The organism is Microbacterium thalli (assembly GCF_028737325.1).
Classification (GTDB): domain Bacteria; phylum Actinomycetota; class Actinomycetes; order Actinomycetales; family Microbacteriaceae; genus Microbacterium; species Microbacterium thalli.
The window spans coordinates 964,028-989,858 of the sequence record NZ_JAQZCH010000001.1 but is presented as its reverse complement, the minus strand read 5'-3'; the positions used below and the strand labels follow the sequence as shown (position 1 = coordinate 989,858).

At 65.1% G+C, this 25,831-nt stretch carries 11 protein-coding genes; 1 reads left to right on the top strand and 10 read right to left on the bottom strand.

Annotation, left to right across the window (positions count from 1 at the left end; genetic code table 11):
- Positions 1 to 10: 10 nt before the first annotated feature.
- From PUW82_RS04820 to PUW82_RS04775, 10 genes are all read right to left on the bottom strand, one after another.
- Complete coding sequence (locus PUW82_RS04820) at positions 11 to 1,819, bottom strand: DUF262 domain-containing protein (RefSeq protein ID WP_210007024.1); 1,809 nt, start codon at positions 1,817 to 1,819, stop codon at positions 11 to 13.
- A gap of 84 nt (positions 1,820 to 1,903) precedes the next feature.
- Positions 1,904 to 2,548 carry a ScoMcrA-related endonuclease gene (locus tag PUW82_RS04815; RefSeq protein ID WP_274221173.1) on the bottom strand — a complete coding sequence of 215 codons (645 nt, stop codon included), beginning with the start codon at positions 2,546 to 2,548 and terminating at the stop codon, positions 1,904 to 1,906.
- Between the two features lie 36 nt (positions 2,549 to 2,584).
- The gene (locus PUW82_RS04810; protein ID WP_271175072.1) at positions 2,585 to 5,431 is read right to left on the bottom strand and encodes an AAA family ATPase; all 2,847 of its coding nucleotides are present in this window, start codon (positions 5,429 to 5,431) and stop codon (positions 2,585 to 2,587) included.
- A gap of 568 nt (positions 5,432 to 5,999) precedes the next feature.
- Positions 6,000 to 6,944 carry a hypothetical protein gene (locus PUW82_RS04805; protein WP_210007021.1) on the bottom strand — a complete coding sequence of 315 codons (945 nt, stop codon included), beginning with the start codon at positions 6,942 to 6,944 and terminating at the stop codon, positions 6,000 to 6,002.
- A gap of 71 nt (positions 6,945 to 7,015) precedes the next feature.
- A complete protein-coding gene (locus PUW82_RS04800; protein ID WP_274221172.1) occupies positions 7,016 to 9,097 on the bottom strand; it encodes a DEAD/DEAH box helicase in 2,082 nt (693 codons plus the stop codon).
- Positions 9,090 to 10,391, bottom strand: coding sequence for a BREX system ATP-binding protein BrxD (gene brxD, locus PUW82_RS04795; protein ID WP_210007019.1), 1,302 nt, complete (start codon positions 10,389 to 10,391; stop codon positions 9,090 to 9,092). Before brxD ends, PUW82_RS04800 begins: the two co-directional genes overlap by 8 nt.
- A 5-nt stretch (positions 10,392 to 10,396) precedes the next feature.
- Positions 10,397 to 13,057, bottom strand: a complete 2,661-nt coding sequence (pglZ, locus tag PUW82_RS04790) for a BREX-2 system phosphatase PglZ (protein ID WP_210007018.1) — start codon at positions 13,055 to 13,057, stop codon at positions 10,397 to 10,399.
- Between the two features lie 3 nt (positions 13,058 to 13,060).
- The gene (locus tag PUW82_RS04785) at positions 13,061 to 16,702 is read right to left on the bottom strand and encodes a DUF6079 family protein (RefSeq protein WP_210007017.1); all 3,642 of its coding nucleotides are present in this window, start codon (positions 16,700 to 16,702) and stop codon (positions 13,061 to 13,063) included.
- Positions 16,699 to 20,310: a BREX-2 system adenine-specific DNA-methyltransferase PglX gene (gene pglX, locus PUW82_RS04780; protein ID WP_274221171.1), complete on the bottom strand. Its 3,612-nt coding sequence runs from the start codon at positions 20,308 to 20,310 to the stop codon at positions 16,699 to 16,701. Before pglX ends, PUW82_RS04785 begins: the two co-directional genes overlap by 4 nt.
- Positions 20,307 to 24,335, bottom strand: a complete 4,029-nt coding sequence (locus tag PUW82_RS04775; protein ID WP_210007015.1) for a protein kinase domain-containing protein — start codon at positions 24,333 to 24,335, stop codon at positions 20,307 to 20,309. The genes pglX and PUW82_RS04775 overlap by 4 nt, the downstream gene beginning before the upstream one ends.
- A 404-nt stretch (positions 24,336 to 24,739) precedes the next feature.
- On the opposite strand from PUW82_RS04775, the gene PUW82_RS04770 reads away from it, so the two are divergent.
- Complete coding sequence (locus PUW82_RS04770) at positions 24,740 to 25,756, top strand: zeta toxin family protein (RefSeq protein WP_210007014.1); 1,017 nt, start codon at positions 24,740 to 24,742, stop codon at positions 25,754 to 25,756.
- Positions 25,757 to 25,831: the final 75 nt, after the last annotated feature.

The window sequence follows — 25,831 nt, the reverse complement described above, 5'->3', positions numbered from 1 at the left end:
ATCGAGTCAATTACCTCCGGTAGGCAAGCGGGAATGCCGCCATCGCTTCACCGGCGAGCTGCTCAGTGCGCGCGGAGATCGCGTCGACTCCCCAGGAGTCGCGAACGGCGAGATCAGCATTGAGGCTCAAGCCGTTCCGATATCCGATCGGGTTGCCGTTCGAGTCCACCCGATCACGCTTCTCGATGAAGCTACGGTTACCGAGGGAGCTATTGAACCCGGTAATGGTCAAGTTGCCGAGATGGTGTGCAAACCGTTCGCGCGCCTCGGTGGCGGCCGCGGGCCCGCCCAGCATGGAGACCCAACCGGGCGGCAGGTTTTCTCCCTGCGGCAGGATGTGCTCGATTGACCACCGGTAGACGGGCTTGCCCTTAGTCTCGATGCGATGCCACAGATCTTGTTCGGTCTCGGCAGTCATGCGTCGTTCTGCGAGTGAGGCGAGGATAAAGCGCACGACGTCGGCGTTGACCTCGTAAACGGGTCCTGAGAGAACTCGGTGGAACCCCTCGTCGCTCTCCGACACCGCGGTGAGTGCGTCCAAGATCAGTTGCTTGCGGTCTTGCGTCGGGCTCGCGCGCAACCGTCCGACCAGGTCCATGAACAGACGGACTAAACCGTACGTCGCCGGCGTCCCCGTCAGGTTGCGTCGGACGAAGAACGCCGTGAGGAGATCAACGATGTCGACGAGTTCGTCCTCTCCGAGGTTGATCTCCTTCCTCTGAATGACGAGGTAGAGAAGCAAGACGTGCGCCGGCACGCCCTGCGCTCGGCGCAGTCGTTGGAAGGCGCGTGCCAGTCTCGTTCGTCCGTCCGGCGCCCCGGATCCGATCAGCTGCCCGAAGGCCTCGACCCCCACCGTGACGTCGTCGAGGAGCTTGACGACGTCACGGTCGATAAGCGTCTCGTAAATCTTGATGAGGTTCGTGCGAGTGGCCACGGGGACGCCCTGCAACCCGATGTCGAACTCGTCCTTCATTGCGTTGTAAAAGTAGCGGAAGAACCGCTCCTGAGTCCCGTAATCGTCCCCGAGAATCGCGAGCCACTCGCGCCAGCGCGCATAGGCGCCATCAAGCGAAACGTCGCTGCGGTGATCCGCTCGACCCAGCAGCGTGTTCTTGATGAGGTCGATCGGAGTCAGCGGCATGCCGCGGTTGTTCAGCGACTCGAAGAGAGTGAAGGCATCCGCGTGGGTAGCAACCTCGAGCTTCACGATGTTCGCACGCTTGACCCGTCCGAGCAGATCGAGCGCGGTCGCAGCGATAGATGACTGTGTCTCGGCCGCACGTGAAGTGATCCGTGAGCGGAAGTGTGCGTAGGCCTTCTTGACACGCCGAACGCCGGCCCATCGAGGCTTAGGGTCCGCAACCCCGAGGCCCGCTTCGGCGAGAACGTGAAGGAAATCCTCGGCATTGTCGTTCTGCGTTTGCGGGCGCAGTCGCGCACGCACCGGCTCACGCAAGATCAGCATCCGGCGGAGATTGACCAGATCGACTGCGTCGTCGTCGCTGAGGTCGCCACGGTATTCCTGAAGCAGCGAGTGAACCGCAGCGAGCATCAGCGAGATCGTTGTGAGCCGCTGCTGCCCATCAATGACCTCGAGGACCGACTCGCTGGTTGTGTTCGCCGTGTTGTTGACGCAGATTATGGTGCCGAGAAAGTGTCCATCGACATCGGCATGATCGAGGAGGTCGTCGACGAGCTCATCCCACTGATCCCGGCCCCAGGAATACTCCCTCTGATACTTCGGAACGGTGTAGACGACGTTGTTCTCGGGGCTGAGCAACGCGTGGACAGCGTCGTTGCTGAGGGACTTGATCACTTGCACTCTCCGCAATCATCTGAGCTTGTCGCGATCCTATCCGTGGAGCACCCTGAGGCGCCTCGGAGGGGCGCCCGCCGGCGATCAGTAGTTGGGACAGACGCCGCTCGCCGGGAGTTCCAGCCAGCATTCGGTGCAGACTTCAGCGGGTTTGCGAGCTGCCGCGTTGCGCGAAAACCCGCTACGGCCGAGCTGATTGATGGGCAACTCGATCAGCTCCCCTCTCCCGTCCTCATGCCGGAAGTAGATCGAACCACGGTTGACGTAGTGAACGAGGCCGCCACCTGCAGGGACCATCGCGATGTAGCTGCCGCTTCGAGGGATATAGGCCTCACGGAACTCAAACCGTGCGAGGTGCTCTCGGATGCGAGGGAGATTCTCCATCGGGATCCGAAACTCACGAAGAGCCGCGTCGAAAGTAGTGAAGGTCCGCCGGCCTCGTTCGTCGTCAAGACCCTCCACGACGAACCCCAGCTCTTGAAGGCGCTTCGCCGCGCCGTTCTTGCCGCCGCTGATATCGCTGTTGGACACCGGTACACCGTGCTGCGCCTCGTACGCGGCGGCGAAGATCGCCTTGGAGTCGTAACGGCCAGTGTCCGTGACGAGGAAGTAGTCTCTCGCTTCGCCGAAGCCGTACTTCTCCAGGAATGTCCATCGCCCGAGTCGATCGAACTCTTCGAGCGCGGCTTCGACAGCTCTCGGGTCGGTCAGGTCTGCGTAGGACACCATGACTGGACCATATCGGTGGGCACCGACGTTGCCGTACTAGCGCATCCGGAGATGGCCGGTCGCCTCGGGGTGCACGAGCGGTGCGGCTTCGTCTGCCGCGTTCCGGCGGCCAGTCCGGGGCGCCGGCGCTCGATACTGACGTGAGAGATTCTCGTATCGATCGGACGCGCGGCCATACTCGGCGTTGAGGGCCACGCGCTTGTCCACGAGCAGTGAGCCGTCGCGCATCAGCGACGGGCGTCCGTGCGTTTCGGCATCCGCCGCGCTGATGTCTCTGTCTAGCTCGAGGAGCTTCCCTCTCGTCCGCCGCATCCAATCGTTAAGCTCGGCAAGCTCTTCAGTGACGACGTCTGCGGGCGGACGTGCCGCCCTGCCGAGCTCGCTCCGCGCCGCGCGGACCGAGTCGTCGATGCTGACCTCGGGGATGCCGCGCATCAGGCTCTCCGCGATCTGCTCCTTGGCCACGGCATCCGTTCGCGCGATGGCGATCGCCTCGTTGTGCGCGTGTCCGCGGGTCATCCCGACGTACAGCCCGGATGCGTCGACGCCCGGCCCGACGATGGAGGCGTCCGTCGTCTCACCCTGGATGCCGTGCACGGTCGACGCATACGCGAGATGCACGTGCTCGGCCGCGTACTCGTGACTCACGACGTGGGTAACGATCGCATCGTTGACGCTGCGTAGCTCAAGGCCCGCTGGGGTGATGCGGTGAACAGTCCAGACCGCGCGGTTCTCCACACCGGTCGCACGGTCGTTGCGACGAGTCTGGACGACGTCACCTTCGAGCAGCCGCTGCTCGTCCTGGCCGACCGCGATCCGATCAAGGGTCAGGTCGCCGCGATCAACTCGCCGTTGCTGGATGGCCTCGTTGATGGCATCCGCCTCTTCGTTCGTGCTGGTTACGAGAGCCATGCGCCGCTGGCCGGACGCCCAACGGAAGTAGGACTCCACCATCACGTCGCGCGCTTGGACGTGGTCGACTACGCGGTGAATGAGCCCTCGTTCGGCGAGCTCGGTCGCCACGGCAACCGCGGCATCCTTCGACGCAGGCTCTCGCATCCGGAGTGTGAGCGCGGCGTAATCGGGATCCGTGAAGCGGTGGACTGCTGTCAGCTCCACCACGGCCGTCGCACGCCGCGTCATCGTGGCCATCGCCCCCGAATGCCCGACGGGACGCGCTTGCATGTGATCTCCGACCATCGCGATGCCGGCGCCCGATTCTGCGGCGATTGTCGCGAGAGCATTCGCTGCGTGGAGGTCGACCATGCCGGCCTCGTCGACGACCACTCGATCGCCGGGAACGAGCCGGTACCGCGAGGGCCCCGCGTAGGCGACGCCGGTTGCGGAGTCGATCTCTCCAATCGTCAGCCGCGTCCAGATCTCCGCACCCGCGAGGTCACGCCCCCACCTGAACCCGTGGTCGCCGAGCAGCGCGTGCAGGCTGGATGCCGATGTGCCGATCTCGCGGCCGGCAACGGACGCCGCCTTCTTGGTGGGAGCGACGACGACCATACGGCGTCCGCGATGAGCGAGCGCCGCCTTCGCTACCCGCAGCATCGTCGTCTTGCCCGCTCCCGCGGGCCCTGTGATCGAGACCAACCGGTCGGTGCCGGCGATCGCTGCCGCAGCCTCGACCTGGCGCCGCTCGAGCTGGATTCCGTTCTGCAGGACCGCATAGGCGGCGGTCAAGACCTCCGCCTGACCCGCCGAAGCGCCACCGATGGCGAGCTCATCGAAACGAGCAGCGAGCTCGATCTTCGCCGCCGCGGTGCTCGCGGCCATGTACCCCTTGATATGCGCAGGTCGATCGAGCTCGTCCTCGAGCAGGTCAACCGTCTGCGCGAGCGCGCGAACGATGACGTCGTCGATGACCGGTTGCAGCTGCTCTCGCGGAGCGACGACGCCGGATGCCGCGACAGCCCGCGTCGCGCCGGCTCTGACATCGAGCAGACTGAACCGTCCGCCGCAGCAGGCTGAACGGGCGTCCGCTTCCACGACGGCTTGAGCGGCCAGCAGATCCCGGTCGAGCTCGTCGATCGGCATCCTCTCCGCCGACACGGCGTCCCGGTCGCGCAGCATGCCGGGGTCGATCGCCGCAAGCTCGTCGGCGATGAGTTGCTCCCAGGCTGCTTCGTCGACGTCGCCCGGCTTGTTCGGCCGTGCTCTTGCCCACGCCAGGCGGTCGATGCGACGCAACTCGTCGGGGCTCGGCTCGATGCCGGGGTGGTCGCTGCGCCAGGAGGCAAGGAGCACCGCACGGTTCGCCTCAATCTGCGTCGAACGACGGGAGAGCGGGCGGACGGCGTGCGCGAGCTCCGCGATCTCCCCGCCGACGTCAAGGGTGAAGCCGTGCCGGGCCAGCGCGTCGATCCACTGGGGATCGGTGCGCGCAGCGAGCTCCCCCTCGGCGTTGATGACGGTCTGCATCTTCATGGCCACTCGGGAGTCAACGTTCGACCACTTGCTGTCTTCGCCGAGGACCTTCACGTTGAGCCACAGGTGACGATGGATGTGGGGATCGAGCGCACGCGATCGGCGGTGTTGGAGTTCGACGACCTCAACGCGACTGAGCGATTCTCGGATGCGCCCACCCGCACCCCGGCGCGCGTTCAGTTCGCGCTGCCACGTCGTGATGATGCGGTCGCGGAGTCGATCTTGGAGCGCCTCAAACTCGGTTGCGAGGTCTGCGTTAAGCATGGCCGCGATGCTGTACGACTTCGGGGCGTTGATCGTGCCGTCGAGAATCAGGTCTGCGTCGGGGGATGTCAGATCGCGTCCGCGACGTTCGTCCGTCTCGGGGTCGCGACCATCGACCCAACGACGGAGCCGCAGTTCGTCAAGCGTGTCGGCAGTGATGTTGCCGCCCTCGACTGTGAAGCGCACAACACCCGCGGCGCCAGCCGCGCTATAGGCGGCGAGCGCCTCAGCGCCGACGGTAGACCGAAGGTGAGAGTCACACGATCCTTGGAACGCGTAGGCCAGCGCCTGTCGAACCCCTTGCGATCCGACACCCCGTTTCCAGCGCTCCAGGCCGCCGCGCATGGGCTGAGTCTAGCCGCAATATGTATAACTCGGTACTAGTTCCACAGAAAGTGCCTGCGTGCATTGAGCTTGTATTGAGCTTGTGGTTTTTCATAGGTTCAGTCGCGACATCATCGAAATGTAGGGACTCGCGCGAGAGACAACCGGGTCACCCATCTGCTTCCAGTTCAAGTCGCCCGAAGCGGTGTGGTTGTCGAGACTCTCCTACGCTCCCCAAGTGGATGAGACACGACGCGCAATCCTCGGAGTCGGGCCCGCCGACCATAGACTGTCCGACAACCGAGTCTGGTAGGATCGGGGATTCGACGCAAGACGCTTCGCATGAGGGAGGGGAGCGAGATGACTCTCGGCGGCGGCGACATGTAAGACCTACGACTCAGGAGGGGCGGAGTGCACTGCACCCCGCCCCTCACTTCTTTACTGGAGCCACGTGGCCACTCAGGCTCTTGATCGGCCCCGATCCGCTGACGCTTATCTCAACGGTGGACTTGCCATATGTCACGTCCACTGATTGCCCTCCGCCTTCCTTGAATATCGCTTCAAGTCGCCGGGCGGACGGCACCGCCACCCGCACTCTGAATGCGTGGCAAGGACGGTTGAAGTCATATCGGAAGGGCTCCAGTTCGCCTTTCGCGAGCGTTTGAGACGCGTAGAGTGGCCACTTCCACTGGAGCCGAATCGTGAGCTCTTCGCCCGACTGCAGATCATCGGTGGGGTAAATGTGGATGTCGCTGCGCAGCTTCCCGCCCGTGTCATCCCACGTAGGGTCGAAGCTCAAGGGACTCTCACCGCGACTTGTCTTGCGGAATGCCTGGATTCCGACTTGCTCGGGGAGCACTTGCGGTCCAAAGGAGATGCAGGCAGACCACAGGATGCTCACAGGACGCGCGCCGGCCTTCACACACACAATCCTGTCGATCACAGCATTTCCGCGCTTGTCGACCTTGATGTTTTCGTCCCAGCTAACGATCTCGAAGTACGAGGGGTCACTGCGGTGGCTTCGAACGAGCGCTGACCCTAGACGACGCGAAACTTCCGCGAGGACGACGATCTCTTTCGCCGCAGCCCGGTGAAGAAAAAACCACCGAGCCACGAGTCCGGTTACAACGAGAAAGGCAAGGACGTACCACAGCGCGAACGCCCAGCCGATGATCGCGAATCCGATCTCCCTAGCGCTTTCGTCGACGAGGAAGGGCTGCAGGATCTGGAGGACCGTAATCAGCGCGACAGGCACGAAGAATGCGAGCAGTGCCTTGTTGCTTATCAGCGGCTCAACCATCTTTGCGATTGAGTAGTCACTCTCATCGCGAACCAGCGCCTTCGCAAGGCTGCGATTCAGCTTCTTGAGTTTCATCCCCATCTCCCCAGAGCGGCACGTTGGCGTCTCAACGTAGCACTGCCGGACTACGACCCAGTTGAAGCGCGCTAATCTCGTCGGCGCTCGACGATCACCGACTGAGTGGTCGTTAGCGCTCCCGTATCGTCCACATATCTTGATGCGACAGTTGACATGGCAATCTCATCCGGCAGCGCGACCGAGAACTTCAGCCCATCGACGGCTCGCGGAGCGATTTCGGGCAGCACGCCGTCGATACTCAGCCCATCGAGGAGATCGACTTTCAACGGGAAGTTGAACCTGATCGTCTCGTTGTCCGCGGTTGCCGAATCCGCCACCTCCCCCGGAAGCGCGGCGAGTAGCGTCGCGTGTGCCTTCAAGCCACCGAACGCCCAGAGCACCGTTGACTTGTCACCGCGTTCCAGCACCAGCCCGTCGTCGACGACCTGATCCCGCCGAAGCGTCCGAATCTCTGCGAGCCGCGCCACAGCGCGCTGTGACAGACGTACTGAAGGATCCGCCCCCAGCAGCACATCGCGACGCGCACGAACCATCTCGAACGACTCGGGCATCGGCTCAGATCCCCACCGCACGCGGCCCTTCGCGAGGTCCTCCCGCACAACGATCACGTGACGGTCCCAGTCGATGGATTCGACGATCCAGGCTCGACCAGCGAGCAGCAGCGGCTTCCTGCCTTCGATCACCTGCGTGGTGAGAGACAGCGGCGCGATCGATCCGATCTCGCGGCGTCCTTCGATCACTTTCATCTCAAGGTCTGCGATGAACGTCGACAGGAGTTCGAGGAAGTGTCGTCGCCCGAACTCCTTCTCGGCACGCGGACCGATGAACAGCCACGGTCCATCTGCCGCGAGAAACTCTTGCTCGACGAGGTAGTCGAGCACTTCGTCGGCACCGTCCATGACGTGCGACCCCGCCCACCACTCGTGCCACGACGCCCGCGCAAACCGCCCCTCTTGTAGTGCGAGCGCCAACAGTTGCTGAGCGGCGATGTGCCGAGGGGACGGCGGAGGCACGACCGGCTCGACGAACCCAGTCCCCCACAGGTGCAGCATCCCGGCCGCGCGGAGGAGCGTGTCGTTGTCGGTCGCGAGGAAGAGCGCATTCCGTACCGACCCGGCACGCCGCCCGGTTCGCCCGAGCCGCTGGAGGAAGGACGAAACCGACCTTGGCGAGTCCAGCTGGATCATCCGGTCGAGGTCGCCGATGTCGATGCCGAGTTCAAGGGTCGAGGTCGCAACGATCACACAGTCTCGGCCCTCCGCGAACGCACGCTCGCTGCGACGGCGTTCGTCGACTGACAATGACGAGTGCGATACGTAGGTCTCGACACTGTTGCTCCGCAACGCGAACGCGAGTTCCTCAGCCTGCGAGCGTGACTCACAGAACACGAGTCGCTTCTCCCCGAGGAACATCTGCGACAGCACAGTGGCCGCATTGTCCACCGAGCCCACGAAGTCGAGCGTGACGTCGGGCTCGACTGGCAGGCCGCCTTCACCGACCACCACGCGAGCCGGCGCTCCCGCATCCACGTTCGATCCCTGCAACCACCGAAGCACGTCGTCCGGATTTCCTAGGGTCGCCGAGAGCCCGATCCGTTGAATGCGCTGTCCGCACAGGCGTTGGAGTCGCTCGAGCACCGCGACAAGGTGCCATCCGCGGTCGGATGCTGCGAAAGCATGCACCTCATCGGCGATGAGCGCGCGCACGGAGCGGAAGAATAGGTGGTGCTCCACGCGCCGCGAGACGAGCATCGCCTCGAGCGACTCCGGTGTTGTGAGCAGGATGTCGGGTGGATCGCTCAGAATCCGACGACGCTCGCCGTCACCCACGTCCCCGTGCCAGAGCGCCACTCGTCGCCCGAGCCAAGCGGTGTACTGCTCGAGTCGAGGCAGCAGGTTATTCAGCAGAGCCTTGAGCGGCGCGACGTAGATGACACTGAGCCCCTGCCACTCCTCGTCAACCATCCTCGACAGGACGGGGAAGGTCGCCGCTTCGGTTTTCCCGCCTGCCGTGGGCGCGATGAGCAGGCAGTCCGCGCCCGATCGCACAGGCTCGATCGATGCCTTCTGCAAAGGTCGAAGGTCATACCACCCGAGTGTGTTCGCAACGTGGTACTCGAGCGCTCCCGTGAGTTCTGCGTTCTCAGACATCGAGGTGGATGCTGTCGATCCCACCGACCGCGGCCCGCTCATCCGCATTGAGCTCACCGTCGGCAACGACGACCCCCGCCGCCGCGGGCGGTACAAAGTCGGGGAACTGCTCGACCTTGTCCAGGGTGTCCACCAGTTTTCGCAGGTAGAGCCGAGGCGCGACGCCGACCTTGCCGCCGAGACGCCCGGCGATGGTGTCCGCGAGCCCCGCCAGGTACTCGTCGGTCACCAGGTCATCGATCCGGTCGACGGCTGGACTGCCACTCGCATAGATATCCCGAACCCGGTCTCCGAGCTCCATGAGGCTCTCGCGCTGGAATCCGAGCAACCGCACCTGGGGCGCCCGGGGATTGTCCCATCGAGGGTCCCCGCTGAAGTCGACACCGATCCGAGCCGCCAGAGGAGGTAGCCGCTGCACTCCCTGCGTGCCGTCGAAGAACGCCGGCGTTCCAGTGATCAGAACGTAGAGACCCGGGAATCGGCCGGCGTCCACCTCGTCGAGGAGTTGCCGCAGCGCATTGAGCGACTTCTCTCGCATGTCACTGCGCACGCGCTGCAGCGTCTCGACTTCGTCGAGGACGAGAACGAGCCCTCGATAGTCGGCGTCACGCAGCACGGCCAGCAGGCCTTGCATGAAGCCGAACGCACCGAAGTGGTCGAGGTCCCCGCGGATGCCGGCTCCGCGACGGATGGCGGCCGACACGTGGGGCTGTCCACCGAGCCACGCGATCAGTCCGTCAGCCGTCTCGACATCTCCTCGAACAGTAGCCGCGTGGTACGCGCGAAGAGCAGCAGCGAAGGCCGGCGCTGTCCGCGAGACGACCGACAGACGCTGTTCCAGCAATTGCTGCGTCCGCTCGGCAAGCGCATCGCGATCGGCGGCGTTCGCTCCGGCGTCGACGGCGTCCTCTTCGAGAACGCGCAACCACTCATCGATCACCTCGCGGAAAGCGCTCGGCGCGGTCGACTCCGTCGCGAGGTTCTCCGTGACTCGCCGAAAGATGGTCTCGAGCTTGTGCAGGGGCGTCTCGGTCTCCGAGATCTGCACTTCGGCCGTGGCGAACCCTCGCTGCTTGGCGGTCTCGATCAACCATCGGGCGAAGAACGTCTTTCCGGCGCCGTATTCACCGCGCACTGCCTTGAACACGGCACCGCCCTCGCCGACCCCATCCAGCTCGTCGACAAGAGCGGATTCGAAGCGATAGAGCCCCACTGCCATCACGTCCAGACCTCGCTGAGGCACCGTCCCCCGCCGCAGCGCATCGATGATCTCGCGCCGCCGCCGCGCGCTCACCCCACTCACGGCCGACCTCCGAGCTCGAACTGCTCGCGGAGCAAGGTCTCGTCGAGGGTCACCGTGACCTGGTCCGGGTCGAGATCGACCACCGCATACCCATCAACATTGAGCAATCGCCTCAACGAGGCGAGCACCCCGGGGAGCGAGGACGCTGCAACGCCGGCCGCGACTGCAACGGTGTCACGGTGCGCACGCCCTGCGCCCGCGACGAGGGATGCCACGATCGCGCGAACCGTCTGGTCGTCGATCGGATGGCGACTCGCCCGCGCCTGCCGTTCGCGGTACGTCTCGCTCCGCACGAGTTGCTCATCGACTGGCACGACCGGCGCGGCAATCGGAGTCTCGGCCGGGATGTCCTCGAACAAAGCTGGCGTGTCTGCTACAACTGCGCGAACCCGCCGCTTCGCCGGCGCCGCGGCCACAACCGGCGTGTCGGGGTCGGCACGCACGGGCTCGTTCCACCACACGGGTTCCTGCGGAGGCGCCTCCACCCAGCCATCCGGCGCTGTAGCTCCCCTGGGCTGAGCGACGATGACCGGGATAGCGATCTCTGCGAGTGCCGCGCCCCCGTGATACCCCGCGCGCTTCGCTGCGAACCGCACGCCATCGGAAACCGCGAGGACCATTGCACCCCCGGGCGCAAGTACGCGAGGACCGCTCACGAACACCTCGTCGGACTGCGCCGGACCCGTCGAAGGATCGCGGAAGCGGGCTGCGGCACCGGGCGCACTGCGCAGTGCGCTCCCCCGCTCGACCACGTGTCCATGGTCGGAGGTGAGGATGATGACCCGGCCCGCCTCGCGTGCCACGTCAAGCAGCGCCGGCAAGTTCGATATCTGGTTCACGTGCCACCGGAGTGCGTCGACCTCGGCGGTCGCGAGTGCGTCGTCGATGGTGTTGAGGACGACACCGACGATCCTGCGGTCGAGATCCGCGATCGCGGTCGTGACTGCGGATGGGAGCGCGTGACCTGCGTCAGACCGAAGGTCGTCCTTGTGGAACGCGACTCCGCCGACCTTAGCCGAGAATCGGGCCTTCTCGGTCTGCTGGTTTCCTGCGAGCAGCTCCCCCGCGAACAACGACGTGCGGGAGTACTCGGTGATCGTCGGCAACACCGCAACCGCCGATCCGCGTCGCAGAGTGTCGCGTCGGACGAGTTCCGTCCAGCCACGATCGGCGAACTCGTCTGCCAGCTCGGTCGCGGTCGCGAAACTCATCCCGTCGAGCACGATCAGGAGCACCGGAGCCAGTCCGCTCAGCGGCACGACCGTATGCGTGAGAAGCGACTCCGCACCGGGCACGGACGAATCTACGGCGATGCCTCCCGTAAGCAACCGGGCTGCATCCTGGTCCTGCGCTTGTCGCGCACTCTGCACCGCATTCGCGAGTCGCCCGTACGCGTGCGCGAGCCTCGCATCGTTGTCACCATCCCAGATGTCGCCCAGCGCGCGCTCGACCCATGCACCATCTGACGAGTAGCGAATCAGGGCATCAAGGAAGTTCGCGGGAGCCGAACGCTGCGTGCTCAGCCACCTCACGAGGCGCACCGCCATCGCCGCCGTCTGCAGCGGACGGGAGATGGTCGAAGCGGCGTGGTGCATCTTGACTGCTGCGAATGCGTGCTCGACGCTCGCTGCTTCGCCGGTCCCCTGAACGTCCACGGCCATCTCGATCGCCTGACCGAGGGCGACGACGCGAGCGCGCAGACCCGAGAGAAGGTAGTCGGATGCCGCGGCTCCATCGGCCCAGTCGATCTCGACACACAGGGCTTCCGCCTGATCGAGGATCTCGCGCCCATGAACATCGTCGATGAGCCGGCGCATTAGTCTGCGTGAGGCGTCGCCGAACCTTTGCGCCGCGTCAGGCGAGGCCCCGGTTCCGATGTAGGACTCGATTCGCGCGCGCGCCGCAATCGTCGATGGGTCCCGCGTCTTAGTGCCAGACGCCCACAACTCACCGCAGACCAGCCCGATAGCTGCGACCGACACGTGCCCCCCGGCGAGCGCCGCGCGAAGCGCCAGCGCGAAGTCCGGGCCGATGTGCGTGAACACGGCGAGTACGAGCGAGTCCCTCACTTCCGGATCGAGGGCCCGGAGGCGTGCACGCACGCCGAGATCGTCGAGCGGAGCCAGACAGGTGACGAGGTCGAGGTCGTCGAGACGCCCGAGTCCGAGGATCGCCATAATGAGGGACTTCACCGCGTGGTCTGGCGTCAGCGTGGCGCCGGGAGCGGGAGGGTACCCGCGTTCGGGACGAACAGACAGCAGCAGGCTCGGCATCCATAATCCGAGGTCGCTGACATGGCGGGGCACAACCTGATCCCGCACACTGAACAGCCCGGGAACCATGCTCCACTCGTCGAGCTCACTCACCCGTTGACGATGCGCGTCGAGCATCACTGCAGACCCGAGCTCGCGCTCGGTGAGCGCCGTCAGAATCACGACGACCTCGTCCGGGGCGGCGGCGCGCATCGAGTCCAAAGCCGCAAGACCCGAGACCCCTTCAACGACTTTCACCGACGTGTCGCGCACCGTCATCGTGGGCGGCCCCGACCAGGTCGGTTGGGCACGCACAACCAGCGTCCGCGATTGGCGACGTGCGGACGACAGCCAGGCGTCAACGTGCTGGCGCAGAGCTGCTTCTGAGACGGTCGGAGCGCCCACGGATCAGTCGATTCGCCAGGTGATGGTCACTTCGGCACCGGGCCCCGCCTTGTCGCCGATTTCCGCTCGGAGCTCAGCCAGAACCCTGTCGAGGTCTGTCAGCGGCGCGTGGCGTGTCCCCGAGGTCTCGCTTGCAGTGGAGACACCAGGGTCCGTGTCGATGGGCACCGGCTTAACCGGCGTCGGCGTGACCACCGGGGGCGCAGTGGGACCCGGCATCGGCTGCACCACAAGGGCTCGCGCGCGCATCGCGACGTCCTTCAAGCGCGGCTCGAGCGGAACGACCGACTCATCGACGGCCGCTGCGCTACGCAACTCCGCGAGCGCAGCATCGAATGAGGTGTCGGCGCGCGTCTGCGCCGCAGCGATGATCGGCCAGTCGAGTGTGCGAAGCTCGCGCGCCAGCCGTTCCGCCGTTGCATACGTGCGCCCGAAAGCGCTGAGCTCGTCTGGCAGGTCGAATGTAGCGAGCGCCTCGATGCGTGACTTGTCGTTCGCCGCTTGCCGCGTGGTTGCCACCAGATCGTTGAGACGTCGGGCGGTCGCTGCACGGCCGACTTCTACAGATGCTTCAATGCCCAGCACGTCGCCATGCTCGTCGAGCTGGGCAACGAGGTCGGCGACTGCACTCGTCTCGAGGGCGGCCTTGATGGCGCCGCCGAATCGAGCGACCGCGCGCGGCGTCAGATTTGTCTCGGGAGCAACGCCGAAGATTCGACCGGCTCGAGTCTTCGCGAGTTCCCAGTCACCGCTGTCGGGGAGATTCGCCTTACGCACTGCGGCACCGTCAGGCAGAGACTGCAATGACGGCTGTCCTACACCGACGAACTCCCAGTTCCCCAGTGCAGCCCAGGTGAGCAGTACGGCGTTCTCCATCGCCGCGGTCATTCCCCAGTCGCTGAGCTTCGCACGCAGCGATCCGACGGTGATCCCTGTCCCCAGCTCGCCCTCCCAACGGGCGAAGTCCGAGTTCCACCCGAAGTGCGCGGCATCGACCACCATGACGTTCTCGTTCAACGCGCCGAGGCGTAGCGGCGCGACGATGTCTCGCGCGAGCTTCTGTTCAGCGGCACCGAGTCCTTGACGACGACCGCCGGCCTCGATCGTTCCCGTCACGAGGTCCATCGCGTCACTCAGGCGGCGAAGCGTGACCTCTTCGATGCCGAGGTCGGGGTGGTTCGGGAACTCATGCTTCCAGGCGGTGTCGAGCGCATGCTTCAGCCCGGTGAGGAGCGTGCCCGTGGGCGGCGGTGCGATGGTGAGCCCCTCGACAAGCGGCGAGAAGATCTGGTTGCCGGCGAGTTCGGCGTCGACATTGCCCTCGTCGGGCGTATTGACCCCGTATGCCTGACGCAAAGCTGTCGTCAGCCCGTCACGAAGGGTGCGCTGCCTTGTCTCCAGCGTCTGTCTCGCCGGGCCGCGGTCGGCGAGCGGGAGGTGGTCAGAGTTGGCATCGAACCTGGTGCCGGTGAGCAGGTAGTCAAGGAGCACGAGCTTGCCCAGGTCGTCCTGGCGTACTTCGGAGAGGAAGTTCGGGATCCATGCGATTGTGTTCGCGGTCCGCCCCTGATCGCGCAGTTTCTGCAGTCGGACGACATCGTAGGCAGGCGAGTAGTTTCCGCTGTCGTAGGGGAAGTCGATGACCACTCGCCACTGCTCGTCGCTATGGATCAGATCACTATCTAGCACCTCGGCTTCGTCGCGGACGTTGCCGAACTTGACCGTCACAGCGCGCTTCTGGCCACGCCAGACGTGGTTGAGGGGCAGTCCGACGAGGCTGACGGATGCCGCGGGCAGCCCCAACTCGTCGGTAATGAGACGGCGCACCAGCTCTCGCCTCGTCTGGAGATTGTCTTCCGTGCTCACGCGTTCCAGGATCGAGTCATAATCAACGCCGCTCAGCGTGGCGGTGATGATGGGGTCGTGGCCGTCGCCGATGCTGATCTCACCGAACTCGGTCGCCCACTGTCGCACGGTCGCCAGCACCTGGCCCGCCTCGTCGCCGGGGATGAAGGCGGAGATCGTGCCCCAGTTGAGCGCCGCCAACTTCGCGGCCGTGAGGTTCGACAGAGACTTCGCTTGCGGTGCGAGAGCTGCGATGAGCACCGTCTTCGCCAGCCTGTCCTCGGTCGCGAACGGGTGGTCGCGATCGAGATCTGCCGCCTGCGCTTCGCTGAGGGAATGCTTGCGCAAGAGGTACGGGCGCATCTTCTCTCGATAGAACTTCGCGGAGACGGCGAAGTGGCGCTTCATCTCCTCGCTGAGAGGCTGTGACCCGCCCAACACGATGGGTGCATACAGGTCACCGACCGGGATCACATCACGCACCCGAAGGTCGTCGCGACCTTCAGCGAGCAACTCGGCCATCAGCTTCAGCGCGGTGCGCTCGCGCTGCATCAGCGTCGACAGGGCAACCATCGTGTCGACCAGCGCGGGGCTGAACGGATAGACGTCAGCGAAGTCCTTCTCGTCGGAGTTCGCGTCGTCGGAGAGCAGGTATCCCCAGGCCGCGTAGTCCCGTCGAACTTCGGCGAGAGCTGTGCCGAGGGTGAGCTCGGCCTCACGATCGACAGGTCGCAGCAGACGCTGCTTGACAATCTTGGGGAGGTCAGCCGCCTGCAATCGAATCTTGTCGAAGCGGTCTTCCCAGTAAGCGAAGAGTTGCCCTTGAGCGACGCGCTGAGCCCCAGCGACGTGCGTCCCGAGGAAGTCACGCAGGTCGCGCTGCCGAGCGAGGAAGGAGGTGATCGGAATCGGCAGGTTAGCCGCAGCATTCTCGGCGAGCTGCACGACCTTTTCGATCTCGTTCTGAACCCACGCTTGGTCGGCGAGGTGCTGACCGAGCCAGAGCACGATCTCGTCGATGAGGAAGACGAGTCCCTGATATCCAAGACTCTTGGCGTGCGCGGTCAGGGCCTGTAGCCCGTCCGACATCGGAAGCCACTCGCCGGAACGGACGGATGCCGAGAAGTAGGCCGAGACGAGATCTCCAACGAGGCGGTCGCGGTCGTCATTGCCGGGTCCGGCGTTAGCTGCGGCCTCGAAGCTCACGGCATCCCACGCGGTACCGAGGTCACCCCATGCCGCATCCCCGCCGCCGAGTCCGCCGAAGAACGCGTCGTCCCCCATGCGTTCGCGCAGGGTGTGCGCATCGGCGAGCAGTCCGTCGCTCACGTGCAGGATCGGAGAGGCCGCTTCGGGGTGCTTCGATGCGATCGCCGCAAGGTACCCACCGAACAGAGCGTCTTCGAAGGACTTTGCTCCGAGAAGGTTGTAATCCACAACGAGCAGGCGCCGCTCAAGGATGTCCTGCCGCGCCGCAACAACAGCCTCTAGCCCCGGGATCTGCCGCGCCGGAATGTGCCCCGACAACAGCAGATGCAGAACCGCCATGTAGTGCGACTTACCCGCACCGAACGATCCATCGAGGAACGCCCCCCGCGACGACTGTCGGCTGAGTGAGCCAGCGACGAGGTCGAGCCCTTCACCGACGGCGTCAGCGATCGCGTTGGTCACGACGTAGTCACGAATCGTTTGCTCGTGCCGTGCAACGCCTTCGTCCAGCTTGATGACGAAGTCCGCCGCCTCGACTCGTTCTGGCAGGTCGATGAGGTCACGGAGCGGCGAGTTGAGGGTGAAGGTCATGCCTTCTTCCTTCCACGAGTCGCGGGCGCCGGGCGCCAGGCGAGAACGGTGTCGACCCCAATACCGAGGCGTCCAAGCAGGGCGGTGGTGGCAGCCGACACGGCGGATGCCGGGCTGACGCCCGACCGCTCGTCGATGCCGCTGTACCACTGGTCGAGCCACGGCTGCAGTTCGATCAACCCGCCGAGGAGCGGAACCACCTGGTCTTCCGGCGCGCCCGCACGCGACAACTCATTGGCGAGACGTGCAATGGCCTGCCCTCGCTCTGAGTGGTCCCACCCTGCCCACCCGTAGAGCTCGGTTGCGTCATCTGGAAGTCGAGCCCCAGGGAACGAGAGGAACCGCTCCTTCGGCACGTCGAGCTTTCCTCGTGCCGTCCAGTATGTCGACTTCAGGAAGTCAGCCTGGCCGTACTTGGGAGGCACCGGAACGTCGACCCGCTCGCCCCGGTCTTCTGCGCGCTGCAGATCCCACGTGCGTTCCCATGCTCGAAACTTCTCAATCCCCGCGGGCTTGTAGCGCAGGGGCGCGAACGGCGGGACTGCCTCGTTCGAAAGGAGCTTGCCAATCTCGGCCGTCAGATCGAAGTCGGGTGAGCCGGTGTGAATCGTCAGCAGCTCGCGTACTCGCTCGTCGCGGCGGAGGTCGTCGGCGACTTGAGCTGCGGACCTTGCCAGCGGTCGGCCCGCGCCGTCGCGCCACAGCTCGGGCGACTCCAACCGATCCAGTAGCGCGTCCTTCACCGCACTCGCCTGAAGTTCATCCCACGAGGGTCCGGCCCATCGCCGTTTGTACTCAGGGCGCTCCAGCATTCGAAGTGAGGGGTTGCTCTGAATCGCCGAGTAACGACTGAACCATAGTTCGCGATAAGCAGGTGGCCACTCCGAATTCGGCCCAGCAAGATTGGCGGCGCGACCGTGACGTTGGAACCACTTAGTGTTCTCCCACCCTGGAACAACCTCTCGTGCTAGTCCAACCTCCATCACGCGCTCGTTCGCATCAATCGGCACCAGTTGATCAAATGCCGGAGCCAGCGCCTGATCGGCGAGACCGTAGGCGACATAGGTTTGCCAATCAAGCTCCTCCTGAAGCGACACTAGCGCCCGCTGAGCCTCGCCCCAGCGAGTCCGTGCTTCATCAAGCGCCCGGCGAATGTCCCGCGCGCTGCCCGCGAGAGTCGCTCGCGGAGAGTCAGCCCGTTGTTGGCTCGCCTGTGTGTCCAATCGCTTAGCGATCTCCCGCGTTGAGACCGGCGGAAGCGGAAACTCCTCAAGCTTGGTGGCCGTGAACTCGTAGCGATCACTCCAGGGCTCAAGGCTGACGCGCGCTCCGCCCGTGCCCATCGGATCTCCGCCCTTGGGATAACTGACCTGCTTGAGCCAGAAGCAGGCGGTAGAGGAGTTCAGCACGCCGAGCAGGTCGAAGTGATCGTCCTCGGTGGCGTCCGCTGGAAGCTTGATCACCGGCGCTGAACGGTTGAAGACTTTGCCACCTCGGTCCAAGATGAAGTGGTTGTGCGTCGCGACGAACGCGAAAGTGATGGTCCAGCCAGATGCACCTATGTCCTGGGGAATCTGGTGCCACGCGTACCACGGGCGACCGTCCGAGAAGTATGTTCCTCGCGTGAATGTAGCGCGGTTGCCCAGCTCAGTTCGCACTCTCCACATCGACCTCGCCTGTTTGGGAAAGTCCTCCAGAGGCTGCAGTATGTGCTGCGCGTTGTAGGGAAAGAATGTCGGCTCCGTCTGTCCAATTGACCAGTCTCGCACCGCGTCGCCCACTACCAGCGGGCGGAACGAATTCGGCTCGCCAACGCGACGCACCTCATCCGATCGTGTAATAAATGCCTCGTCCGCACCAAGCACCCCGAAAACACCGATCCGGAATGGGATTGTCCCAAGGCGCGTCGCGCCCGCTGCCTCGAGCTGTGCCCTAAGTTCGCCGGCCCCACCTCCGGACAGCGACCAAGGAAAGCTCGCATACGTCGCTCGCGGAGCGTCCAACACGGTGACATATTGGCCGTTGTATCCCGGCTGATCCACGTGAGCGACAATGTCCGTCCATACCAAGCCCTGCGACGGCACCGCAGGCTGCCCCGGCTCTCCACGCACACCGAGCACTGCACTAACCTTGTCGGTTTGCGGCCTGCGCGGCCGGCCCACGAGAATGACAGTCGGCGTCCCGTGACCTGGAATGTAGGCGCCTGAAGTGTCGATGATATGACTGAGGTCGACATAGGAGGGGCGAGTCGTGCCGGTGTATTTGCCCGACAGGAACTGCTCGATGAGCTTCTTGCCGAACTCTCGCTTCATGAACGAGTTCGACGTGATCTGCCCGACATGTCCGGCGCCGCTGGCCGCATCTGGTTGCTTCGCGAGGCGGAAGAGCAGCTCCATGAACGGAACTGAGAGCGCGTACTTTCCGTGGCAGGTGCTGTAGAGAGCACGATACGTGTCGCGCAGCCGCGCGTCCGGCGGCTGGATATACGGCGGGTTCGCGACGACCACGTGGTACTGCCCCGGCGCGAGGATGTTCGCGTGCTCCTGGAGGTCTTCGGCCTGATAGGCGAAGTACTCGCCGTCGCCCATGTCGAGCTTCGCTTCCGGGCTCTGTCCACCGAGCAGGGAGTCACCGATGGCGAGGTGATAGCGGAACGCGGGCGCGGCGACCAGAGTGGTGATCCCCGCCGCCTTGATCGCCGCGACCGTGAGGCGGAAGCGCGCGATCGCGATGGCAAACGGGTTGAGGTCGACCCCGTGGATCGAGTCAAGCGCGCGCTGAGCGCGGTCTCCCCGGTCCAGGCCTGGCGCGGATGCGCTCCAGTCCGCCATCAGCCGTTCAAACGCACCGAGCAAGAAGTGTCCTGAGCCGCACGCGGGGTCAATCACCTTGAGACCGGTGAGACCGAACTCCTGAATTGCAGGTGTGAGCGTGAGATCGAGGATGAACTCCTCGACGAAGTCTGGCGTCTGCAGCAGGGCGAATGTCTTCTTCGCGTAATCGGAGAGGTCCTGGTATAGGTCGCCGAGGAATCGCGTGCCCAGCTGCGGGTCGCTGAAGTCGTGCACCAGCTCCCCACCGGGTGTCGTGCGGCGGAAGAAGTCGCGCAGCCCATCTGCTGCGGTCGCCGAGATCTCGGCGTGCCAGACGGCCGAGTGTTTCCGGTCGACGAGCGGGGCGCCAGCCGGCAGGTCGGCGAGTGTGCCGAACGCTTGCTGCAGCCAGTCTCGCGAGGTCATGGTTGGCGCCGCCGCGTAAAAAGCGGCCTCGTTCTCCACCGCGCGCTCCAGCCCATCGCCAGGCCCAGCGATCCAAGGCTGAGCCACCGAGCGCCCGTCACGCGTCGCCCCGGCAAGCAATCCGTTGTCTTCGCAGAAACGGATGAACACCGTCGCAATGATCCATGCGACACCCGCCTGCGCCACTTGCCCGTCGCGCCAATCGATCCACGCGAGCCCCGTTCGCTCCCGCGCCTGAGCACGCCCGTATTCATCCCTGAGCCGCGAACCCCAAGGGGATTCAGGATCTTCTGCGCGCACCCGCAGGTCCGCCTCCAACGTCTTGAGTTCGCGCTTGAGGTCAGCGAGCAGAGCAGCGGAGTCGATCACGAGACGCTGGCCTTTCTGGTGAGAGCGGTGGTCGCAGCTGAGAGGGGAGCCGCCGACTCGCTGTCGCCCAACTGCAGGGCATCGACGGCAAGCTCCAGCCAACCATCCGCACCGAACGGCATCGGCACGCCGTCCAGATCGGGGGTGCTACCCGTGAGTGGACGCGGAAGGACGAACCAACGGGCCGCGGCGCGCGAGGTCGACATGTCCATCACCGACGCGATCAGATCGACGAGGCCAAGCCGACCGAACACCGCCGCGTTGGTGAGCACAAGCGGCTGTGGCGATTCCATCAGCTCATTCCATCGAGGAACGATCGCGAGGCGAGCCAGCTGCTGCAGGTTTCGCTGGGCGGTGCCGCCGGCATCCGGCCGATCTGCATCAAGCACGACATTCCACTGGATGTTCTTGTCGGCGGCGGTCTCACGCAGTGCATCCAATGCAAGGTCTGCAAGATCGATGACACGCGTGTCGTAGGCGTGGGCGAGCATCGTCGTCACGAGCGACGTCGGTCTCCGCCGAGTCAACACAAGAGCCAGTGCACTTCGTTCTCGCAGCGACGCCTGCAGTCGAGCCACCACAGCGTCGTCCCCGGTGGCGCGTCCCCACGTCGTCGAGGACGCGGTCGCGGTCGCCGAGTTCGTGTCCGCAGCGCGCATCGCGTACTTGCGGAGATCGCTGCGCCATTCGAGATACGGCATCGCGGCTCTCACCGCGACGTCGAGCGCAGGTCGCGATGGGATGCTGTCAACGGCGGGGAACCGAGCGCGCACACGCTGTTCGATGGTGACCTCTGCCACCTCGCGCGTCGCGGCTGAACGGAGGGCATGCTCCACCGCCCTCGCGGGCGACAAGTCCACTCGATACGCCTCACCCATCGACGACTGCCGACCTCGTGCGGAGAGACCGATCGCGAGCTGCGCGATGCGAGCATCGCTCAACCTCAGCGGCTTCTCCTCGTCGGTCCGCAGCGCCTCACGGACGCGTGCAGCAGGTACGACGTCATCCGCATCGAGGAGCTCATCGATGATCGATGCCCGGTGAAGGATTGCCTCGAGGTGCGCCTCTGCGTCGTCGAACGTCATGCCCGAGCCATCTTCAGGGGCGTAGGCGACGATGATTCGGGTGCGGTCAGCCGCCCGCTGGAAAACGAACTTCGGATCGCGGTACCGAGCATCGAGTTCGAGGATCGCCTGCACAACGGCGGTCGCAACCTTCGTCCGCTGCTGCTCATCGTCAATGGACGACCCATACTCGCGTAGGAGCTTGGCCGAGAGCTCTTCGACAGTCGCGATGCTCTCGAAGTCCCGCAGCCACCGGGACACATCGTCGGCCGCCGTCTTGAGCGTTCCACCCTTGCGCAACCGTCTGAAGCGCTCCTCGGGCGACTCCCCGGGTTTGGGCGAGATGCCGCTGAGGAAGTTCTCGACGGCACGGCGTCCACCTGTCGCGGGAACCTCGGTCGTCGTGGTCGTGTGCGCGAGACGCTCACGCCACTGTCGGATACGCGCGCTGATCTCGCGACGGACCTGCTCGCCACTGCCGCGGATCTGATTGATGACCATCGGCGGTACGCCGAGTAGCTCGCCGACGGTTGTCGCGTTGACCCGAGCCACAACCGAGAGCGCACGTGCGCTGAGGCCGGCGTCGGTCAGCGGGGTGTCGACGGACGCGGCATCCGCCTTCGCATCGTTCGCCTCTGCGATGGCGTCGTCAATGGTCGCCCCGGCGAGAGCGGCTGCCCACGCCGCGCGCATGGCGTCGAGCGATGGATGCCGCTCGGTAGCGTCCGGCGCGAGCGCTGTGCGGAAGAACGCGACGAGGCCTTCAGTGACACCCGTGTCGAACATGCTCGGCTGCACGACCGGCGCATCCGTCGCGTTCGCAGGCGCATCCCCGGACGGCCACCAAACCGGGTCTCCGGTGGCGAGTTCGAAGAGCGTCACCGCAACCGCGAAGCGTTCAGCGGCCGAGTCGAACTGCCGCCGCACACTCACGCCGAGGTACGGATCGAGGTAAGGCCGCGATCCCGACTTGATGTTCGCGAGCGGCTCTTCCGCGAGGGAAAAATCGAACAGAGTCAAGCGCGGCTTGCGGGTGCCGGGGTCGGGCTTGACGGCGAGGTTCGACGGCTTGATATCGCGATGGAACACCCCTCGCTGCTCGAGATGCGCCACCGCCTCGAAGAGGTCTGCACCGTAACGCTCGAGCTGCTCGATCGTGGCGCGACCCTCGAGACGGATGCGGTCCGACAGCGTCTCGGTGCCGGCATCCGTCATCAGGAGGCCCTGGCGCGTGCCGACGGGCAGAGGCCCGTCCAAGCGCTTCACGATGCGGGGGTGGTCCAGCCGATCCAGCACCGATGCTTCGATTTGCAGGCGTGCGGCGGCTGCGTCGTCTTTCGCGAGCTTGAGGATGTCGCCCTCACGACCAGCCTCGTAATCGAGCACTTCGAGAGCCACGCCCGTTGACCCCGAACCGCGGCGGCGCGCGATTTCGAAGCGGCCACCAATGATCTCCCCCACCGATGCGTCGAGTGGATCCGTCTGCGCGACGATCGGCTCATCGTCGTGCGTCTCGCGACGCGCGTCCTCGAACGCCACCTGGAAATCTGCGATGTCCAGGGTGCGTTCCATCTCGTCGAACGCGGTGGCTTGCGCAATGACGCCAGCGAGACGGTCCGAGATCTCCGGCATCACTGACCGGGGATCGAGCCCTGTCGCGTCCGAAGCTACGAGTGATTCGAGCGCAGGCAGGTTCGCCGCAGGCGGCTTTCCGGTCAGCACCGTGAAGGCGACAGCTCCGGTGCCGTACACGTCGAGCGTCTGCGCCGACGCGGGGGTCGCGTTCCGAAGCGTTTCAGGCGCGAGGTAGAGGAGCGCCTCGGAATCCACGACGCCGACGAGATCGGTGATCCCCCTCGACACAACAGTCGCCGTGGAGGTCTCCGAGTCTCGACGCCGCGCGAGATCCCAATCCCGGATCCGCACAGTGACCGAGTCGTCACCCGTGTCGGTAACCCGCACGCTCACGGGCGACAGGGCCCGATGAGTGAGCCGCTGGCCGTGCGCGAAACGGACGAGTTCGGTCAGGTCTTGCACGATGCGCTCGCGCGCCTCGAAGGTGAGGTCATCGACGTGCTGCGAGAGGTAGTCCTCGAGGCTCAGTTCGTCGGGATCGTAGGGGAAGAGGAGCGCTGGGCCCTCCTCGGGCGTAAGGAGGTCGAGCGGGGCGATGATCCCGGAATGCACGATGCCGTCGGTGAGGCGGAACTCGCGGCGTGCCCGCAGGTCGACCGCGGCGCGGGTCTCGCGATCCGCGCCCTTCGGGTAAGGGAAGAGGCGGATGCGCCGCTTCGTGACACCGTCGGGATGGTTGACGAGGAAGTCCTGCCAGCCTGGCCCCTCACCGAGCGGCTCGCTCGAGTCGAGAGGGTAATGTCCGATCATGCGCTGGCGGGGTCGCGGCATCAGCCCCGCGGCATCCATCAGCGCGTCGATCTGTCTGGCGCGTGGGAGATCGATTGGTTCGCGGGTGGGCTGTTGCGCGAGCAACGACGAGAATGCGCGGTCGGGAGCAAGTCCCTGGACCTCGGATCCGTCCAATGCCCAGACCGATTCAGCGCCGAACCGGTCGAGCCGGATCTTTGATCGACGCCCGTGCATCACGACCGCCTCGTCGACGTACGGCACTACGTTGCTGGGGAGGTTTGCGGTGCGAGCCAGGTCGGATAGGACAGAGCGGAGGCGCTTCGCCTTGTCGTTAGCCAGCAGCCGAGGGTTTTTCTCGGTGCGGTTCCCGAGGCGCCACATGCGCTGATCGCCGGTGATCTCGCCGTGCCACCCCTTGAGTTCAACGACGAAGAGACCGTTGCGAGTCAGCAGGAGAGCATCGACCTCGTTGAGCCGCCCGTGGTTGTCGGTGAAGGTGATGTTCGCCCATCCGCGGGCGATTCCATCGTCGGGCAGAAGCTGGCGGATCTTGTCGAGTGCCTCGGCTTCCTGCGCCTGGGCAGCGTCGCCCATGACACGCCACAGTGGCGAATCAGTCCGCATCTCCGCAGTACCCTCCAGAACCCAGTGACTCCACCATATCCGCGCAGCCCGACGCGGCTATGCCGTCGGCGCCAGCTGTTACGTGCCCCCGCCGCGGACACCCTCGCAGATACGATGAGGGAGGGAGGCCGCGTGGCTCGGATATCGGCATGGCGCGTCAATGACGCTGTCGCTTACGAAGCGATGCGCGAGTCCGCGACGTTGCTGACGAGCCTTCTTCTGCAGTCCTCCATCGAACGCTCTGGGCCCTCGGCAGCTGCGTTGTCCGAGCTTCAGCAGCTCCAGCGAGACATCCTCGACGTGGATGGACACGACCGCGCGGCCGTGAATTCGCTCGCTGACCGAATCGCCGTTCGAATTACGGAGCTGACGCCTTGACCAGCTGGGAGCTCGAACCGAGTGAGCGCGACGCGATACTGGCGCGCGACGTCCTTCCTCTGGTTTTTCAGAGCTCGACTCACGCTGAAGAGTCACCATCTCTCACCCTGCTGGCTGGCCAGCCTGGGACCGCACGTCAGAGGGCGATCCGGACGCTGATCGTAGAACACGGTCAAGCGCCAGCCGTTGTGGGCGCCGATGATCTGCGCGCATTTCACCCGCGGTTCGCTGCGCTTTCCGTCGCCAGCGCACCTGAGTCACTCGACGCCGTCACCCGAGCAACAGCGGCATGGATGCGCGACTGCATCCGTTACGCCCGCGAGAATCAGCGTTCACTGCTGCTCGAGGGAGCGTTTCAAAATCCAACAGCCGCTGTAGGAACGGCTGCGCGGTTCGCGGCCGCGGGGTTTCAGACGCGCGTCGCGATCGTCGCATCGCGGAGAGCCGAGAGCCTTCTCTCCGTGGCATCCCTCTACTTGAGCAACGTCCGTGCCGGCAACCTTGCGCGGCTCGTCAGCCGAGAAGCTCATGACCGCGCGTTCGAGGCGACCCGCGATCTCGCGGTAGAGGCAGAAGGCTCGTCGGCCGTCGACCAGTTGACGGTGATCGGCCGCAACGGCGACGTGGTGTTCGACGCGCGCCGAGCTGACGGTGACGAGGTGTTCCGCGGTGCCGCGGCAGCCCTCGAAGGCGCGCAGTCCGCCCGTCTGAGTCGGTTCGACGCAACGCAGTGGCTCAGCGAGCTTCACCACGCGACCGACTTCGCGATGACGCGCCGAGACCTCCCCCGCGCTGTCACTGAGCTCCTCGTCGAGCTGCACGACGTCGCTCTCCGCGAGGTTATCCCCGAGCTGTACGCGCCCAGCGACGGCAAGTTCATCAGCGCGATCGAGCAGAAGACGGTAGCGAGACTGGGCGACCTGCAGCGTTCGCAACCGCTCGAGGAGGTCGTTGATCTCGCCGCACCGGTCGTCGTTCCTGTCGGCCCCGAGCGCGGCGGCGTCTCGCGCTGACTCACATCAGGGCGCATCGCCCGCGCTTCTCAGACCGTCCTGGTAGTGGCTCACAACGCGACCGGAGGCGCGCGC